The following is a 19,366-nucleotide window of genomic DNA, read 5'->3' as shown; positions in this document are numbered from 1 at the left end:
TTAGGAAGAATTATGGAACAAGAACAACATAGAAATATCAAAGCCTCTTGGTTTTTTAAGTGGTTTATCAATAATAAAGTTGTTGCAGGACTATCTATTTTTTTACTCCTGCTATTAAATATATTTTTGCTTAACAAAGTTGGATTCCTGTTTAGACCTATTGGAGATTTCATCACGATTATCTCACTTCCTTTAGTTCTCGCAGCAGTATTCTATTATCTTCTCAATCCTATTGTTGATTTTTTTGAAAAACGGAAAATTCCACGTTTAGCAAGTATTGTCGTGCTTTTTGTGATTATTATTGCGCTAATTGTCTGGGGATTAATTGTAGCAATCCCCAACATTATTGATGGCGTAGAAAAATTTGCTTCTTCGGTGCCTCACTATGTCAACATTGCGCAAGATGAAGTTAATAATTTACTTCGTAATCCACGATTCAAACAGTTCCGCCCACAAGCAGACCAGTTTGCAGATTCTATCGGTAATCAGCTTATTGACTGGTCTAAAACATTTTCTGCAACAGCTGTAACTTCGCTGACAAGTATCATTGGAAAAACGACAAGTGTTTTGATTTCTTTAATTATTTTCCCATTTGTTCTCTTTTATCTCCTTCGAGATGGGAAAAACTTAAATCACTTTGTCACTCACCTTCTACCTAATAATTGGCGTAAAGATACTTCAAAAGTATTACACGAAATCAATAGTCAATTGTCAAATTATGTCCGCGGACAAATTTTGGTTGCGATTGTTGTAGCGATTATGTTTATGATTGGTCTACCTATCGTAGGTTTGCGCTATGCTATTCCACTTGCTATCACTGCAGGTTTCCTAAATCTAGTTCCGTTTTTAGGGTCATTTCTTGCAGCAATTCCAATGCTCATTGTTGGTTTAGCCATTGGTGGACCTTTCATGTTAGTGAAAGTATTGATTGTTATCGTTATTGAGCAAACAATTGAAGGACGTTTTGTTTCACCACTTATTCTTGGAAAACAACTAGCTGTCCACCCTATTACGATTTTATTTGTCTTGCTTACAGCAGGGAAAATTTTCGGGGTTTGGGGTGTTTTACTCGGAATCCCATTTTACGCAGCAATAAAAGTTATTGTCGTTCATTTTTATTGGTGGTATCGAGAAATTTCAGTGCTTTATAGAGAAGAGGTCGGTCAAGAAGAGTTTGAAGACTAATATGATTCAAGTCAACCACTTTTGGAGCTTGAGAAATACAGATTTAACTTAGCACGCACTATCTCCGCTTCGCTGTCGATTCTCGCTACGGCACGAACGTGCCTAGTCGAAGTCGCAACTCGCTACATGCTTCGCACGCCGTTCTACGAACTCTCTATGCAACTTCGTTGCTCCGCTGTCCTTTTGCTTAACTGCTAAAGCAGTAAGAGCAAAAGGCAAAGCGATAAGGCGAAGTGACGAGCTCTGCTTTTGTTCTACTTAGCGCAATCGACTAAAGTCGCAAGACCACTTCGCCTTGCGACTTTAGTCGATTGCGATTTGAACTTGCCACTTTAGTGGCTTAGTGAAATCGACAGCGAAGCGGAGGTGTGACCTCATATCTTTGATGTCAGACTGTTGCAGCTTTAGCTGCGTACAGGTCGCTTAGTTGTTACACCTAGAGGTTGTATCCTAACATTGGTGGGGCGAAAGAATCCCCCACCAATGAAGTAATCACTTCAAAAGAAAGGAATTCAAATGTCTTATTCAGAAGATACGATTGATTTTTTACACCAAGGCGATTTGATTGGAATGCAAAATTCGCTTGCTAAAGCACTAAAAAACGATGATGATGAGCTACTCTCAGACCTTGCAGAATATTTACAGATGATGGGATTCATTGATGAAAGTCAGCAAATTTATGATAAAATCATGCAAAATCATCCAGAGTCAACAGACTATCTGATTAATCTCGCTGAAATCGCTGAGGATAATGGTAACTTAGACGAGGCTCTAAATTATCTCTATCAAATTCCCTCACAGGATGAAAACTATGTTGCTGCTCTTGTCAAGATTGCTGATTTATACCAATTTGATGGAGACTTTGAGACAGCAATCTCTAAGCTAGAAGAAGCTCGTGAATATTCAGATTCCCCGCTGATTACTTTTGCTCTTGCTGAATCTTACTATGCTCAAGGAGACTATCAAGCTGCAATCACTGAATATGCTAAACTTTCTGAACGTAAAATTTTACATGATACAAAAATTTCAATTTACCAAAGAATAGGCGATTCTTATGCCCAATTAGGTAATTTTGAAAATGCCATTTCTTTCTTAGAAAAATCATTTGAATTTGATAAAAAAGCAGAAACGCTATACGAGATTGCACTTTTATACGGAGAAATTCATAACGAATCACGCGCAATTTCTGCGTTTAAAAAATTAGAGAAAATGGACGTTGATTTTTTGAGTTACGAGCTTGCTTATGCTCAAACTTTGGAAGAAAATCAACAGTTTGAAGAATCGTTAAATATGGCAGAAAAAGGGTTGCAAAAAAATCCTAATTCTGTTCCACTCTTACATTTCGCTTCAAAGATAAGCTTTAAATTAAAAAATGCTGAAGCAGCTGAGCATTATCTTATGGAAGCGTTAAACTTTCCTGAATTACATGATGAAACGGTCTTTTTACTCGCAAATCTATATTTTAACGAAGATGATTTCGAAGCCGTTATAAATTTACAATCTCTATTAGAGGAAGAACATCCACTTGCTCAATGGCTCTTTGCAAGTAGTTATAAAGCGCTTGAAAAAGACCTAGAAGCAAGTAAATTATACGAAGAATTAATGCTGACGAGCCTGTCAGAGAATCCTGAATTTTTGTCAGACTATATCGAATTTTTGCGTGAAATCGGTCAAGCAGATAAAGCCAAATCACTCATTGCGCAATACTTAGATTTAGTTCCAGATGATGAAGAAATGAGAATATTACTTTCTGAATACCAAGAATAAAAGGAAGCAGTATAATAATAACCTGTCAGCGTACTGACAGGTTTTATCTAAATTGCGATTAATTGTAAAAGCATAAAAGTTCTGATAGAATTGAAATGAAGTAGTCTGAAATTATTTGATGATTATAATATAAACTTATAAAGAATGAGAGAAGTCATGTCTGATAAAAAATTTGGCGCAGATTTAATTGTAGATAGTCTAATTAATCATAATGTAAAATATGTTTTTGGTATTCCAGGAGCAAAAATTGACCGTGTTTTTGACCTTTTAGAAAATGAAAAAGGACCAAAACTTGTCGTGACTCGTCACGAACAAGGAGCAGCTTTTATGGCACAAGCTGTAGGACGTCTTACAGGTGAGCCTGGAGTAGCTGTTGTAACCAGTGGACCAGGAGTTTCAAACCTTGCTACTCCGCTACTGACTGCTACATCTGAAGGAGACGCAATCCTTGCTATTGGCGGTCAAGTTAAACGTAGTGATAGACTGAAGCGCGCTCATCAATCAATGGATAATGCGGCTATGATGCAAGCTGCCACTAAGTATTCGGCAGAAGTTCTTGATCCTACGACACTCTCTGAAACAATTGCAAATGCCTATCGGATTGCAAAAACTGGTCGTCCAGGTGCAACATTCTTGTCTATTCCACAAGATGTGACAGACTCGGAAGTTACACTTAAAGCGATTAAACCATTATCTGACCCCAAAATGGGAAATGCTTCAATTGATGATATTAATTACCTTGCACAAGCAATTAAAAATGCTGTTTTACCTGTTATTCTTGTTGGTGCTGGTGCCTCAGATGCAAAAGTAGCTTTATCATTACGTAACTTACTTACTCATGTAAATATTCCTGTTGTTGAAACTTTCCAAGGGGCTGGTGTCATTTCGCGTGACTTAGAGCATACATTCTATGGTCGGATTGGACTTTTCCGCAATCAACCAGGAGATATGCTTTTGAAACGCTCAGACTTAGTCATTGCAGTAGGCTATGACCCAATTGAGTATGAGGCTCGTAACTGGAATGCCGAGATTGATAGCCGTATCATTGTTATTGATAATGCCATTGCTGAGATTGATACTTATTACCAACCAGAGCGTGAACTCATTGGTGACATTGCAGCAACACTTGATAACCTTTTGCCAGCTGTACGTGGCTATCAAATTCCTGAAGGAACGAAAGAATATCTTGATGGACTACATGAAGTAGCAGAACAACATGAGTTTGATACCGAAAATACAGTTGAAGGTCGTATGCATCCACTTGACCTCGTAACAACATTTCAAGAGATTGTAAAAGATGACGAAACTGTCACTGTTGATGTAGGTTCTCTCTATATCTGGATGGCGCGTCATTTCAAATCCTATGAACCACGTCATTTGCTCTTCTCAAATGGGATGCAGACTCTTGGAGTAGCACTTCCGTGGGCTATTACTGCAGCTCTTCTTCGTCCTGGGAAAAAAGTTTATTCGCACTCAGGTGATGGTGGGTTCCTTTTCACGGGGCAAGAACTTGAAACAGCAGTTCGTTTAAACCTTCCAATCATTCAAATTATTTGGAATGATGGTCACTATGACATGGTTAAATTCCAAGAAGAAATGAAATATGGACGTTCAGCCGCAGTTGATTTTGGTTTCGTTGACTATGTAAAATATGCAGAATCTATGGGAGCCAAAGGGTATCGTGCGCATACAAAAGAAGAACTGACTGAAATCCTTAAATCAATTCCTGATACAACTGGACCTGTTGTAATTGATGTTCCACTTGACTATTCAGATAACAGCAAATTAGCTGAAAAATTGCTACCAGAAGAATTCTATTGATCCATCCAAAAATAATAAAAAATGTCAAACTACTAAATTAAAAGTTCTGTTCATCCAGAACTTTTTTATATTAAACCCCTCTTGAATATTCAAGAGGGGTAATCTCAATCAGGAAACTTTTTCAATTAAAGCAAGCGCATCGTTTACTTCATCTTCTGATAAGTGATGAGAAGTGATGTAACGGTTATTAGGGTGAATACGACACTCATGAGAACAGCTTCCTAAGTATTTTATTTCGTTTTCTTCAGATGAAAGAATACGGCGATTACACTCTGGATTGGCACAATTGATATAACGTTCACAAGGGCTACCATCAAACCAGTCACGTCCAACGATAATATGTTCTTTTTGATTGATAGATACAGCGATACGACTGTCAAATACATACATCTGACCATCCCACAAGTCTCCTTGAACTTCAGGGTCTTTACCGTAAGTAGCAATTCCACCATGAAGTTGCCCTACATCCTTAAAACCCTCTCGAACGAGCCATCCAGAAAACTTTTCACATCGAATTCCACCTGTACAATAAGTTAAAATACGTTTTTCCATAAATTGTTCTTTATTATCACGAATCCATTGAGGAAGTTCGCGAAAATTACGAATTTCAGGACGAATGGCACCTCGGAAATGTCCGAGGTCAAACTCATAATCATTTCTAGCATCAATGACTACTGTATCTTCATCTAACATCGCTTCACGAAACTCTTTTGGAGTAAGATAGTCACCAGTCAGGTCCAGAGGATTGATATCATCATCAAGGCTTAAATTCACAAGTTCTGGTCTATAACGGACGTGCATTTTCTTAAAGGCATGTTCTTCAGTTTCGTCAATTTTGAATACCATTTTAGAAAAACGAGAGTCAGCGTTCATAAGTTTCATATAAGCATCAGTTTGTTCAACTGTTCCTGAAACTGTCCCATTGATTCCTTCATCAGCAACAAGAATTCTTCCTTTGAGACCGATTTTCTTACACTCTAATAGATGGTGTTCAGCAAAAGCTGCACCATCTTCAATTGGAACGTATTTATAATATAGTAGTACTCGATAATCTTGAGTCATTATTATTCTCCTTAGGGGTTTATTGATTACAATATAATCCAGATACAATTTAACCATTTTTCTTTAATCCAAAGCAAAGAAAATGCTTGTGCCTTTGCTAACAAAGTTTTTGATTTAGTAGCATTATCCTTCGTTTTCAGATAATATTCTCATATTATTAATTTTTATTGTGACAACATCAGTATTTTTTCGTAAATAATAATATACGAGTCTCACTTCACAATTCGTGGGGAGTTTATATCAACCAATAGGACTGGTGTTAATTATAATTAGTTAATAAAAAATTCGGAGGAACTATGATAACAAATTTCGATTTATTTCGTTGGAAAAATGCTGGAATGACCAATTTAGGAGTGAATAAACTACTAAAATTTTATAGAAAATGTGAAATGAAGATGAGTTTACGTCAAATGGCGCAAGTTGCACAAATCAAATCTATCTCAAATTTCATTGAATCCTATAAAAATCAGAATGTTAAAGAACTGAGAGAGAAGTACAAGAAATTTTCATCTTTTTCCATTCTTGATGAAAATTACCCAGAAAGGTTAAAAGAAATCTATAATCCTCCTGTTTTAATTTTTTATCAGGGAAATATAGAATTACTTAAAACACCTAAAGTTGCGTTTGTCGGAAGTCGCGAATCAACACCAAACGGTGTTAAAGCTGTTCAAAAATTAATCAAGGAACTCAATCAGAGTTTCACGATTGTCAGTGGATTAGCAAAAGGAATTGATGCTGCAAGTCATATTTCTGCTATTAAAAATCAAACATCAACTATTGCTGTTATAGGAACAGGATTGGATATTTTTTACCCTACTGAGAACCGAAAAATACAAGAATATCTCTCAAAAAAACAGCTTATTCTTTCTGAATATGCACCTGGAGAAAAACCTCTCAAATATCATTTTCCCGAACGTAATCGTATTATCGCAGGTCTATCAAGAGGTGTCGTGGTTGTTGAAGCAAAATTAAGAAGTGGTAGCTTAATTACGTGTGAGCGAGCTTTGGAAGAGGGAAGGGATGTCTTTGCTGTACCTGGAAATATCGCTGATGGTTTTTCTGACGGCTGTAATTATCTTATTCAACAGGGGGCTAAATTAGTTTTTAAAGGACAAGATATTTTAGGAGAGTATACGTATTAATAAAAAAACGTTAAAACATTTATATATCAAAGGATTACACCTTTTTTTAAAATAAAAAATATAATGAGTTTTCCTATAAGAAAATGAAATAACTTGACATATTGAAAAAAACACTTTATTATGGTGGAAGTATCAAATTTTCATTAGGAATAAATATATGCCAACAGCAATTAAAAATAAAACAAAAACTACATCTAAGAAAAAGGTAACTAGAAAAAAAGTTACCCCAGGGAAAAATCTCGTTATTGTAGAGTCCCCTGCCAAAGCTAAAACAATTGAAAAATATCTTGGTCGCAATTATAAAGTTGTAGCCAGTGTGGGACATATTCGTGACCTCAAAAAGTCTTCAATGTCTGTTGATATTGAACACGACTATGAACCACAATATATCAATATCAGAGGGAAAGCTCCTCTAATAAATTCACTAAAAAAAGAAGCTAAAGCGGCTAAAGCTGTTTATCTCGCGAGTGACCCGGACCGTGAAGGTGAGGCAATTTCATGGCATTTAGCACATATTCTTGACTTACCACTTGAGGAAAAAAATCGTGTCGTCTTTAATGAAATTACAAAAGATGCCGTGAAAAATGCTTTCAAAGAACCACGCCAAATTGACGTAGATCTTGTTGATGCCCAGCAAGCACGCCGCGTACTTGACCGTCTGGTTGGTTATTCAATCAGTCCAATCTTATGGAAAAAAGTTAAAAAAGGGTTATCTGCAGGACGTGTCCAATCCATTGCACTAAAACTTATTGTAGACCGAGAAAATGAAATCAATGCTTTTATTCCTCAAGAATACTGGACAATTGATGGTGAATTTAAAAAAGGAACTAAAAAATTTAAAGCATCATTTTGGGGAATTGATGGTAAAAAACGTGCGCTTGATAACAATGAAGACGTCATAGAAGTGATGCAACGTTTGGATGGCCCAGACTTTAATGTCGATAAAGTAGAGAGAAAAGAACGTAGAAGAAACGCACCTCTTCCTTATACAACTTCGTCTATGCAACAAGATGCAGCAAATAAAATTAATTTTCGAACACGAAAAACAATGATGGTTGCTCAACAACTCTATGAAGGTCTCACACTAGGAAGTCAAGGACATCAAGGGCTGATTACCTATATGCGTACGGACTCTACTCGGATTTCTCCTGTGGCTCAGAATGCTGCCCATAATTATATTGCTGACAAATTCGGCGAAAAATATAGTAAGCATGGTTCAAAAGTTAAAAACGCTGCAAGTGCACAAGATGCTCATGAGGCAATTCGTCCGTCAAATGTCTTTAATACACCAGAACTCATCGCTAAATATTTAGATAAAGATCAGCTCAAACTTTATACACTTATTTGGAATCGTTTTGTTGCTAGTCAAATGACCGCCGCCGTTTTTGATACTATGAAAGTGAATTTATCACAAAACGGTGTTACCTTTGTCGCTAATGGTTCGCAAGTGAAATTTGACGGTTACCTCACTATTTATAATGACTCTGATAAGTCAAATATGCTTCCTGAAATGGAAGAAAATGAAACCGTTAAGAAAGTTTCTACAAAACCTGAACAACACTTTACGCAACCCCCTGCACGATATTCTGAAGCTACTTTAATTAAGACATTAGAAGAAAATGGGGTTGGACGTCCATCGACGTATGCTCCAACATTAGAAACAATACAGAAACGGTATTACGTAAGGTTGGTTACAAAACGTTTTGAACCTACCGAATTGGGAGAAATTGTAAATAAACTTATTGTTGAATTTTTCCCTAATATTGTAAATACTGAGTTTACTGCTGAAATGGAAAAAGACCTTGATGAAGTTGAGGAAGGTAAACGTAAATGGGTTGAAGTTGTTGACCAATTTTATAAGCCATTTGCTAAGGAGCTTAACAATGCAGAAGAAGGTATGGAAAAAATTCAAATCAAGGATGAACCTGCTGGATTCAACTGTGATGTTTGTGGTAGCCCAATGGTAATCAAGCTCGGGCGTTTTGGTAAGTTCTATGCTTGTAGTAATTTTCCAGATTGTCGTAACACAAAAGCAATCGTCAAAGATATTGGTGTGAAATGTCCTATATGTCATGAGGGAAATATCATTGAGCGTAAAACTAAGAAAAATCGCCTTTTCTATGGTTGCGACCGGTATCCAGATTGCGATTTTACAAGTTGGGATAAGCCTATTGGTCGGGATTGCCCTAAATCTGGTGATTTTCTTGTTGAGAAAAAAGTACGAGGTGGCGGTAAACAAGTTGTATGTTCCAATACTGAGTGTGATTATCAAGAAGAAAAACAAAAATAAAAAAGCTAGTTTTTTACAACTTAGCTTTTAGTGAGAACTCTTAGAAGGTTGAAAAAGCTGAAAATTTTAGCTTTTTTTGCTACAATAAAGGAATGAAAAAAACACATATCAATGTTATTGGAGCGGGTCTCGCAGGCTCTGAGGCGGCTTACCAAATTGCTAAACGTGGTATCCCAGTTAAACTTTATGAAATGCGTGGAGTGAAGCCTACCCCTCAGCATAAAACTGATAAATTTGCAGAACTTGTCTGTTCTAATTCTTTTCGTGGTGCATCAATCACAAATGCAGTAGGATTATTAAAAGAAGAAATGAGAAGACTTGATTCAGTAATCATGCAGGGAGCGCAGGCGACACAAGTACCTGCAGGTGGTGCATTAGCTGTAGACCGTGATGCTTTTTCTAACTTTGTTACCTCTCATGTTTCTGAGCATCCTTTAATTGAAGTATTCCGTGAAGAAATCACTGAACTTCCAGAAGATGAGATAACAATTATTGCAACAGGTCCCTTGACTTCAGATTGCTTAGCCGCAAAAATTCATGAACTTAATGGTGGTGATGGTTTTTATTTTTATGATGCTGCTGCTCCAATTATTGATGCAAATTCGATTGATTTTAACAAAGTCTACAAAAAATCTCGATACGATAAGGGAGAGGCTGATTATATCAACTGTCCTATGACTAAGGAAGAATTTCAAGCTTTTCAAGAAGCATTAATTACAGCAGAAGAAGCACCATTAAATTCTTTTGAAGATATGAAGGTTTTTGAGGGATGTATGCCTATCGAAGAAATGGCAAAACGTGGATATAAAACCATGCTTTTTGGTCCTATGAAACCGGTTGGCCTTGAGTATCCAGAGGATTATATGGGACCTCGTGATGGAGAATTTAAGACACCTTATGCAGTAGTACAACTTCGTCAAGATAATGCTAGCGCTTCACTTTATAATATCGTTGGTTTTCAAACTCATCTTAAATGGGGTGAACAAAAGCGCGTTTTTCGTATGATTCCAGGTCTTGAAAATGCTGAATTTGTACGTTTTGGTGTGATGCACAGAAACTCATATATGGATTCACCTCATTTACTTGAACAAACTTTTCAATCACGAAAACAAGAAAATATTTTTTTTGCTGGTCAAATGACAGGCGTTGAAGGTTATGTTGAGTCTGCAGCCTCTGGTTTGGTAGCTGGAATAAATGCTGCTCGTTTATTTAAAGGTGAAGAAACAATTATTTTCCCACAAACAACCGCAATCGGAAGTTTACCTTATTATATCACTCATGCTGATAGTAAACATTTTCAGCCGATGAATGTCACTTTCGGAATTGTTGAAGAGCTAGATGGACCGCGCATTCGTGACAAAAAGGAACGGTATGCAAAAGTAGCTGAAAGGGCGCTAAGAGATTTAGAAAAAACAATCTCATTAAGTAAGTAAACTTGATTGAAGTGACTACTCATTGGTGGGGAATTCTTTCTCCCCTACCAAATAGAGGTGGGGGAATTGCCACTCCGACTAGGTTCTTTAGCACCATAGCAAGGATGGACAGCGTGGCCCAAAGGGCAGAGATAGCAGCACTTGCTGAGTTAAAAAAGTGTTCTATTTCGATTTTGAACAGAATAATGTGAACACAAAAGTCTATTAGATAATGCTAATAGACTTTTTTTGAGGTAAAATACAGTATTTTGTTGACAATTTAAAATATTAAGAGTATTATAATATAAATTAACAAAAGAGGAACTTGAAATGACATACAAACAATTTTCATTGTTGTTGATCAAGGTGGGCCTACATTAGCTATCAATTTGGCTAAAATGTGTAGGTCCTGTTTGGCGATAGTCATTTCGAGGACCAGAGAGACGTCCTCAAGGACGTCTTTTTTGTTTTTAATATTTTAAAAAAGGAAGAAAAGAACATGAGGAAAATTGAATTTTTTGACACTACGCTCAGAGATGGAGAGCAAACACCGGGAGTTAGCTTCTCGATTACAGAAAAAGTAGCCATTGCTAAACAGCTAGAAAAATGGGGAATTTCTGTTATTGAAGCAGGCTTCCCCGCAGCAAGTCCAGATAGTTTTGAAGCTGTAAAGCAAATCTCAGAAGCATTGCAACAAACAGCAGTTACGGGACTTGCTCGTTGTGTGATTTCGGATATAGATCGTGCAGTAGAGGCAGTTAAAACGGCTAAACATCCACAAATTCACGTCTTTATTGCAACAAGTCCTATTCATATGGAATATAAACTGAAGATGACTCCGGATGAAGTTTTAGCAACAATCAAGAAATGTGTAAAATATGCTCGGGAGCGTATCGAAATTGTTGAGTTCTCTCCTGAAGATGCAACACGTACAGAACCTGACTTCCTTTTGAAAGCTGTGCAAACTGCAGTGGATGCTGGGGCGACATACATCAACATTCCTGATACGGTGGGTTATACAACACCAGAAGAATATGCAAAAATTTTTAAAATGCTCATTGAAAATGTGAAATCTGAGCGTGAAATTATTTTTAGTCCTCACTGTCATGATGATTTAGGGATGGCAGTTGCTAATTCTCTGGCAGCGATTAAAGCTGGAGCTGGACGTGTTGAGGGAACTGTGAATGGAATTGGCGAACGTGCTGGAAATGCTGCCCTGGAAGAAATTGCTGTTGCTTTACATATTCGTGAAGATTTTTATGAAGCAAATTCTCCTTTACAACTTTCGGAAACGATTAATACTGCTGCACTCGTTAGCCAATTTTCAGGTATTGCGATTCCTAAAAATAAAGCTGTGGTAGGCAAGAATGCTTTTGCACATGAATCGGGTATTCATCAAGATGGTGTACTAAAAAATGCTCAAACTTATGAAATTATCACACCTGAACTAGTTGGTGCCTTCCACAATTCACTACCTTTAGGGAAGTTATCTGGACGTCATGCTTTTATGAATAAATTGTCAACCCTTGGAATTCCTTATGATGATAGTGAGGTAAATGAACTGTTTGCCAGATTTAAAGCATTAGCAGATAAGAAGAAAGATATCACTGATGCTGATATACGTGCGCTGGTATCTGGTCATACTATTAAAAATCTTGAAGGCTTTGAGTTTTATAGCGTTAAATTTGATAATACTATTCATGGTAAACATACTGCGACAGTAACTTTAAGAAATCAAGAAGCTGAGGAATTTGAGACTACTGCTGATGGTTCGGGTTCAATTGATGCTATTTTCAAAGCAATTGACCAAGTGTTTAATCATGAATCGCGTCTTCTCAGCTATTCGGTTGAGGCCGTAACTGATGGTGTGGATGCCCAAGCAACAACGGTTGTTTCTATAGAAAATATTAGTACTGGTACAATTTTTAATGCAAAAGGGATTGATTATGATGTGCTTAAAGGTGGGGCAATGGCTTACATGAATGCTAATGTATTGATACAAAAAGAAAATAATGCTTAGAAAAGATGAGGGAGAAAAGATAATGAAAAAAATTGTTACATTATCAGGTGATGGGATTGGCCCAGAAATCATGAAGGCGGGTTTAAGAGTTCTCACTCATGTGGCAGATAAAATTAATTTTAATTATGAGATTGAGGAAAAAGATTTTGGGGTGTGGCAATTGATAAATATGGGCTTCCATTACCTGAGGATACTCTAGAGGCGAGCAAAAGCGCGGATGCTGTCTTACTTGCTGCAATTGGAGCACCTCAATATAACAATAAAGAAATCAGACCTGAACAAGGTTTGCTGGCATTGCGTAAGGCATTGGGACTTTATGCAAATGTGCGTCCTTTGAAAATTTATCCAGCTTTAGCGAAATTATCTCCAATCAGAAATGTAAAGGATGTGGATTTTGTGGTTATTCGTGAGCTTACGGGCGGGGTTTACTTTGGCGAACACATGCTTGAGATGGAATGGGCGCGTGATATTAATGATTATACTGCGGAGGAAATTAGGAGGATTATGCGTTTTGCTTTTGAGGTGGCACGCACACGGCCGCGCAAGTTGGTGACTTCAGTAGACAAGCAAAATGTCCTTGCCACAAGTAAACTTTGGCGGCGCATTGCTGATGAGGTTTCGACTGAATATCCAGATGTTACTTTGGAGCATCAGCTTGTTGATAGTTGTGCGATGTTTTTGATTACTCATCCTCAAAAATTTGATGTGATTGTGACAGAAAATCTTTTTGGTGATATTTTGAGTGATGAAGCAAGTAGTTTGGCGGGAACTTTGGGGGTGATGCCTTCGAGTTCGCATAGTGTTAATGGTCTTGCACTTTATGAGCCTATTCATGGTTCAGCACCAGATATTGCAGGGCGAGGGATTGCAAATCCTGTCAGTATGATTTTATCTGTGGCCATGATGTTGCGAGAATCTTTTGGAGAAGAAGTTGGTGCCGCAATGATTGAAAATGCCGTGACACAAACTTTTACTGATGGCATTTTGACAAATGATTTAGGCGGTAGCGCTACTACTGATAAAATGACAACGGCAATCATAGACCGTTTGTAATGTATAACGAAAACCATTTGGATGCAAATTTTGATTTACAATACTTTGTCAGTGCTGACAAAGTATAAAAGATACTGACAGAAATATCAGCTAGGCTCAGATTTGATTTATTCCGCCGATTTAATGCTCACATTAGTCGCACTGAACTGACAGAATTTCTGTCAGTGCTGATGGAACAATTTTTGATATAAGGAGAGAAAAATGACAGCAAAAACAATATTTGACAAGCTTTGGGAACAGCATGTCGTAGCGGGAAATGAAGGTGAACCTCAATTGCTTTATATTGACCTTCATGTGATTCATGAGGTAACGAGTCCGCAGGCTTTCCAAGGTCTGCGGGATGCAGGCCGTCGCGTTCGCCGTGTTGACTTGACTTATGGAACTCTTGACCATAATGTACCAACAAAAGATATTTTTAATATTCAGGATTTGATTTCTAAAAAGCAGATTGATACTTTTACTAAAAATGTCAAAGAATTTGGTGTTCCTGCGGAAACACATGGTGGCAAGGGACAAGGAATTGTCCATATGGTTGCTCCAGAGTCAGGACGTACGCAACCAGGAAAAACGATTGTCTGTGGCGACAGCCATACTGCGACAAATGGAGCTTTTGGTGCCATTGCTTTTGGGATAGGGACAAGTGAAGTAGAGCACGTGCTTGCAACTCAAACGCTTTGGCAGGTCAAACCGAAGCGAATGAAAATTGAGTTTATAGGTCATCCACAAAAAGGGGTCTATAGTAAAGACTTTATCCTTGCTTTGATTGCGAAATACGGGGTTGATGCAGGTGTGGGTTACGCTGTTGAGTATACTGGTGAAGCGGTTGATGACTTAAGCATGGAAGAAAGGATGACAATTTGTAATATGTCTATCGAATTTGGTGCAAAAATCGGTCTAATGAATCCTGATGAAAAAACTTATGACTATGTCAAAGGACGTGACTATGCGCCAAAAGACTTTGACAAAGCTGTCAGTAACTGGAAAAATCTTGTCAGTGACCCTGATGCCACTTATGACAAAGTTTTAACACTTGATGTGAACCAACTGAAACCCATGGTGACTTGGGGAACAAATCCAGGAATGGGGCTAGAATTTGGTGAAACTTTCCCAGAGATTAAAGATAATATCAATTACGAAAGAGCCTATAATTATATGGATTTGAAACCAGGACAAGTCGCCTCTGATATTGAATTAGGTTATGTATTCATCGGAAGTTGTACTAATGCTAGACTTGGTGATTTACAAGAAGCTGCCAAGTTTGTCAAAGGAAAACACGTTGCTGACGGACTGACAGCAATCGTTGTTCCTGGCAGTCGTCCTGTCAAAACTGCTGCAGAAACAGAAGGTCTGGATAAGATTTTCATAGAAGCTGGTTTTGAATGGCGTGAACCTGGTTGCTCGGCTTGTCTTGGTATGAATCCTGACCAAATCCCTGAGTATGTTCATTGCGCATCAACTAGCAACCGTAATTTTGAAGGACGCCAAGGGCATAATGCGCGTACTCATCTATGTAGCCCAGCGATGGCAGCAGCAGCAGCAATTGCTGGAAAATTCGTTGATGTAAGAAATCTAGTTACTGACTAATTCGACTAGATGCTTTGCCTTTTGCTCTTACTGCTTTAGCAGCTAAGCAAACGGACAGCGGAGCAACGAAGTTGCATGGACCGTTCGCAGAACGGCGTGCGAAGCACGTAGCACCGTAGAGGCGAAGGTAGCACGCACTTGCTTGGTTATAGGAATAAACTTCTGTCAGTATACTGACAGAAGTATCAGGCTAGTCATATTGAACTGACAGAGTTGTCAGCAAGCTTCAAAACAAAGAAAGAAGAAAAAATGGAAAAATTTACTGTCTATAAGGGAACAACTGTCCCTTTGATGAATGATAATATAGACACAGACCAAATCATTCCAAAGCAATTTTTAAAATCAATTGATAAAAAAGGTTTTGGTAAAAATTTATTTTACGAATGGCGATATCAAAAAGACTATGATGAAAATCCTGACTTTATCCTGAATTATCCAGAATACCAAACAGCAAGCCTTCTCATCTCAGGCGATAATTTTGGTTCGGGTTCAAGTCGTGAACACGCTGCATGGGCTTTATCAGATTATGGTTTTAGAGCAATTATCGCAGGCTCTTATTCTGATATTTTTTATAATAATAGCTTGAAAAATGGACTCTTACCGATTACACAACCAAGAAATGTCTTAGAACAACTTGCAGGACTTTCCAGTCAAGAGCAAATTAGTATTGATTTGCCTCATCAATTCATTCAGACAAGCGTTGGAGAATTTCATTTTGATATTGATCCGATTTGGAAAGACAAACTCATCAATGGATTAGATGATATTGGAATTACACTGCAGTATGAGAAAGAGATTCAACAATACGAACAACAGCATAAATGAAATCAAGACTAAATTCGAAGCTTGCTATTCCGACTAGGCGCTTTGCCTTTTGCTCTTGCCGCTTTAGCAGCTAAGCAAACGGACAGCGGAACCACAAGGTGGAGATAGCACTCACTTGCTTCGATAAAGCGGAGTTTATATGACAATTATTAACTTCAAGAACGTTAATCTCGTTCGTGGAAAAAAGCAAATTCTAAGAAATATCAACTGGCAGGTCAATCAAGGCGAGAATTGGTCAATACTGGGTTTAAATGGCTCAGGGAAATCAAGTTTACTCAAGCTCATTTTAGCTGAAGAATGGAAAACATCGGGTGATATTTCTGTATTGGGTATCAAGTTTGGTGTCGATGAAATCCCACGTCTTAGAAAACGAGTCAGTGTTGTTGGTTCTTTTATTGCAGAGCGATTTAGCTCAACAATAAAAGCAGAGAACTTAGTTTATACAGGGAAATTTAACTCTAGTATGCTGTATAAACCTTATACCAATCAGGAGCTAGATGAGGGGCGCGATTTACTCAAATCAATTGGTGCAGAACATCTTATTGGTCGCACTTACGGAACGCTTTCCCAAGGTGAAAAGCAGTTGTTATTGATCGCCAGAAGTTTGATTTTAAACCCTGAAATTTTAATTTTAGATGAAGCGACGAATGGATTAGACCTGTTCGCTAAAGAGAAATTACAACTTCAACTTCATCAAATAAAAAATTTAGACAAGTCTCCAACAATGATTTATATCACCCACCATCCTGATGAGATTAGCGAAGATTTTACCCATTTGCTTCTCCTAAGAGAAGGGCAGGTTATTCAAGCTGGAGTGAAAAAAGACTTGCTCAACGAAAAGATACTCTCAGATTTTTATCAAGAAAATATAGAAATTCACCAGATTCATCATAAATATTTTGTTATTCCTAAGCCAACAAACTATAATTTTAAGATAAATAGCGAATAATAAAGTCAAGACTTATTCAGTGGGAGTTTCGTAAAACATTTGTCCCTTTTCTCTAGTCGCTGAAGCGACTGATAAAAGGGCAACTCCCCACTGAATTTAAGGTACAACCTCACATCTTCGATATGAGGTCACCTTGTCCAAGAATCCTAGGCGCTAAAAGCGCCAACGCCCTATGGCAGTCGGACGAAATTCAAAGTTAGTGCTGCTTCATCCCCTACCTAAGATAGGATAGCCGTTGTTGCTTTAGCAACTTACGGATATGCTAGTTGTTACACCTAGGTAGGGTGTTGCGATTGCGACTAGGCGCTTCAGCGCCTTAGCGAGCATCGACAGCGTAGCCCAAAGGGCGGAGATAGCACGCACTTGCTTCGATAAAATTTTATTTTATGTATTATATCGAATTTTCTGATAAATTATTGAATTTTCTATATTTTAATGATAAAATAGCTCTATTAAAAATTTCTAAGAAGGTAGATAATCAGTGGAATTCAAATACAATGGTAAAACAGAGACTATCGAACTCAACAAATACTCAAAAACACTAACCCAAGATCCTACTCAACCAGCAACTCAAGCCATGTACTACGGTATCGGTTTTAAAGACGAAGATTTCAAGAAAGCTCAAGTCGGCATTGTCAGCATGGATTGGGACGGAAATCCTTGTAACATGCACCTTGGCACACTGGGCGGGAAAATCAAAGCCTCTGTCAATCAAACAGAGGGACTAATCGGTTTGCAATTTCATACAATCGGTGTCTCTGACGGGATTGCCAATGGTAAACTCGGAATGAGATACAGCCTCGTCAGTCGTGAAGTCATCGCTGACAGTATTGAGACCAATGCTGGTGCTGAATACTATGATGCGATTATTGCTGTACCAGGCTGTGACAAAAATATGCCAGGTTCGATTATTGGCATGGCACGGCTTAACCGTCCATCGATCATGGTTTACGGTGGAACGATAGAACACGGTGAATACAAAGGCGAAAAGCTAAACATTGTTTCAGCTTTTGAAGCTTTGGGACAAAAAATTACAGGCAATATCTCTGAGGAAGACTATCATGGCTGTATCAAAAATGCAATTCCGGGAGCCGGAGCTTGCGGTGGAATGTACACGGCAAATACATTGGCATCAGCGATTGAGACACTCGGCATGAGCTTGCCATATTCTGCATCAAATCCCGCAATCAGCCCAGAGAAACAAGAAGAGTGTGATGAAATCGGTGCGGCCATCAAAAATTTGCTTGAAAAAGATATTAAACCAAGCGATATCATGACTAAAGAAGCCTTTGAAAACGCGATTACGATTGTCATGGTGCTTGGTGGCTCGACTAATGCGGTACTGCATATCATTGCAATGGCAAATGCAATCGGTGTTGAAATTACGCAAGACGATTTCCAGAGAATTTCGGATGTGACCCCTGTTCTTGGTGATTTTAAGCCAAGTGGAAAATACATGATGGAAGACTTGCACAAGATTGGTGGTGTGCCTGCCGTTCTCAAATATTTGCTCAAAGAAGGTAAACTTCACGGAGAGTGTTTGACAGTTACAGGTAAAACTTTAGCTGAAAATGTAGAAAATGCGCTTGATTTGGACTTTGAAAATCAAGATATCATGCACCCGCTCTCTGACCCAATCAAAGCAACAGGACATTTGCAAATTTTATATGGCAACCTCGCCGAAGGCGGTTCTGTCGCGAAAATTTCTGGTAAAGAAGGCGAGTTTTTCAAAGGAACGGCACGTGTCTTTGATGGTGAGCAACATTTCATTGACGGGATTGAGTCTGGACGGTTGCACGCAGGCGATGTTGCGGTCATTCGCAATATTGGTCCTGTCGGTGGGCCAGGAATGCCTGAAATGCTCAAACCAACGTCAGCGCTGATAGGAGCTGGTTTAGGTAAATCTTGCGCGCTCATTACTGACGGACGCTTCTCTGGTGGAACACACGGATTTGTCGTTGGACACATCGTTCCTGAAGCCGTTGAAGGTGGATTGATTGGTTTAGTCGAAGACGATGATATCATCGAAATTGATGCTACTCACAACACAATCACATTGAAAGTGGATGATGAGGAAATCGCACGACGCCGCGCAGCATACGTGCGTCCATTACCCAAAGCAAGACGCGGTGTACTCGCAAAATTTGCAAAACTGACACGACCTGCTAGTGAGGGCTGTGTGACGGATTTATGAAAATACAGTTCAGACCAGTGATATTATTAATCTGAGCTACAATTAGTTTATCAAAACAAGTG

General features: G+C 38.3%; 12 protein-coding genes and 1 pseudogene. 12 read left to right on the top strand and 1 reads right to left on the bottom strand.

Going from position 1 to position 19,366, the window contains the following annotated elements; translation table 11 throughout:
- Window positions 1-12: 12 nt before the first annotated feature.
- From FLP15_RS08900 to alsS, 3 genes are all read left to right on the top strand, one after another.
- Window positions 13-1,185, top strand: coding sequence for an AI-2E family transporter (locus FLP15_RS08900; RefSeq protein WP_142766825.1), 1,173 nt, complete (start codon window positions 13-15; stop codon window positions 1,183-1,185).
- Window positions 1,186-1,701: 516 nt separating this feature from the next.
- Window positions 1,702-2,952: a tetratricopeptide repeat protein gene (locus FLP15_RS08895; RefSeq protein ID WP_142766824.1), complete on the top strand. Its 1,251-nt coding sequence runs from the start codon at window positions 1,702-1,704 to the stop codon at window positions 2,950-2,952.
- Between the two features lie 156 nt (window positions 2,953-3,108).
- Complete coding sequence (gene alsS, locus FLP15_RS08890) at window positions 3,109-4,773, top strand: acetolactate synthase AlsS (protein WP_142766823.1); 1,665 nt, start codon at window positions 3,109-3,111, stop codon at window positions 4,771-4,773.
- 108 nt (window positions 4,774-4,881) lie between these two features.
- Here the strand turns inward: alsS and trhO are convergent, their stop codons facing one another.
- Window positions 4,882-5,835: an oxygen-dependent tRNA uridine(34) hydroxylase TrhO gene (gene trhO / locus FLP15_RS08885; protein ID WP_142766822.1), complete on the bottom strand. Its 954-nt coding sequence runs from the start codon at window positions 5,833-5,835 to the stop codon at window positions 4,882-4,884.
- A gap of 299 nt (window positions 5,836-6,134) precedes the next feature.
- On the opposite strand from trhO, the gene dprA reads away from it, so the two are divergent.
- The 9 genes and pseudogenes from dprA to ilvD all read left to right on the top strand — a co-directional run bounded on the left by dprA (window position 6,135) and on the right by ilvD (window position 19,304).
- Window positions 6,135-6,977, top strand: a complete 843-nt coding sequence (gene dprA, locus FLP15_RS08880; protein ID WP_190288385.1) for a DNA-processing protein DprA — start codon at window positions 6,135-6,137, stop codon at window positions 6,975-6,977.
- 157 nt (window positions 6,978-7,134) lie between these two features.
- Window positions 7,135-9,267 carry a type I DNA topoisomerase gene (topA, locus tag FLP15_RS08875; RefSeq protein WP_142766820.1) on the top strand — a complete coding sequence of 711 codons (2,133 nt, stop codon included), beginning with the start codon at window positions 7,135-7,137 and terminating at the stop codon, window positions 9,265-9,267.
- A gap of 92 nt (window positions 9,268-9,359) precedes the next feature.
- Window positions 9,360-10,700 carry a methylenetetrahydrofolate--tRNA-(uracil(54)-C(5))-methyltransferase (FADH(2)-oxidizing) TrmFO gene (gene trmFO / locus FLP15_RS08870; protein ID WP_142766819.1) on the top strand — a complete coding sequence of 447 codons (1,341 nt, stop codon included), beginning with the start codon at window positions 9,360-9,362 and terminating at the stop codon, window positions 10,698-10,700.
- 478 nt (window positions 10,701-11,178) lie between these two features.
- Window positions 11,179-12,699: a 2-isopropylmalate synthase gene (locus FLP15_RS08865; RefSeq protein WP_142766818.1), complete on the top strand. Its 1,521-nt coding sequence runs from the start codon at window positions 11,179-11,181 to the stop codon at window positions 12,697-12,699.
- 22 nt (window positions 12,700-12,721) lie between these two features.
- A pseudogene (gene leuB / locus FLP15_RS08860) lies at window positions 12,722-13,752 on the top strand (3-isopropylmalate dehydrogenase).
- 201 nt (window positions 13,753-13,953) lie between these two features.
- Window positions 13,954-15,336, top strand: coding sequence for a 3-isopropylmalate dehydratase large subunit (gene leuC, locus FLP15_RS08855; RefSeq protein WP_142766817.1), 1,383 nt, complete (start codon window positions 13,954-13,956; stop codon window positions 15,334-15,336).
- A gap of 249 nt (window positions 15,337-15,585) precedes the next feature.
- Window positions 15,586-16,161, top strand: coding sequence for a 3-isopropylmalate dehydratase small subunit (gene leuD / locus FLP15_RS08850; RefSeq protein ID WP_142766816.1), 576 nt, complete (start codon window positions 15,586-15,588; stop codon window positions 16,159-16,161).
- 139 nt (window positions 16,162-16,300) lie between these two features.
- Window positions 16,301-17,110 (top strand): ABC transporter ATP-binding protein, encoded by an 810-nt coding sequence (locus FLP15_RS08845; RefSeq protein ID WP_142766815.1) that lies wholly within the window; start codon window positions 16,301-16,303, stop codon window positions 17,108-17,110.
- 481 nt (window positions 17,111-17,591) lie between these two features.
- Window positions 17,592-19,304: a dihydroxy-acid dehydratase gene (gene ilvD / locus FLP15_RS08840; RefSeq protein ID WP_142766814.1), complete on the top strand. Its 1,713-nt coding sequence runs from the start codon at window positions 17,592-17,594 to the stop codon at window positions 19,302-19,304.
- Window positions 19,305-19,366 lie beyond the last annotated feature (62 nt).

This window comes from Lactococcus protaetiae, from assembly GCF_006965445.1.
GTDB classification, from domain to species: domain Bacteria; phylum Bacillota; class Bacilli; order Lactobacillales; family Streptococcaceae; genus Lactococcus; species Lactococcus protaetiae.
This window is presented reverse-complemented; position numbering and strand designations above follow the sequence as displayed.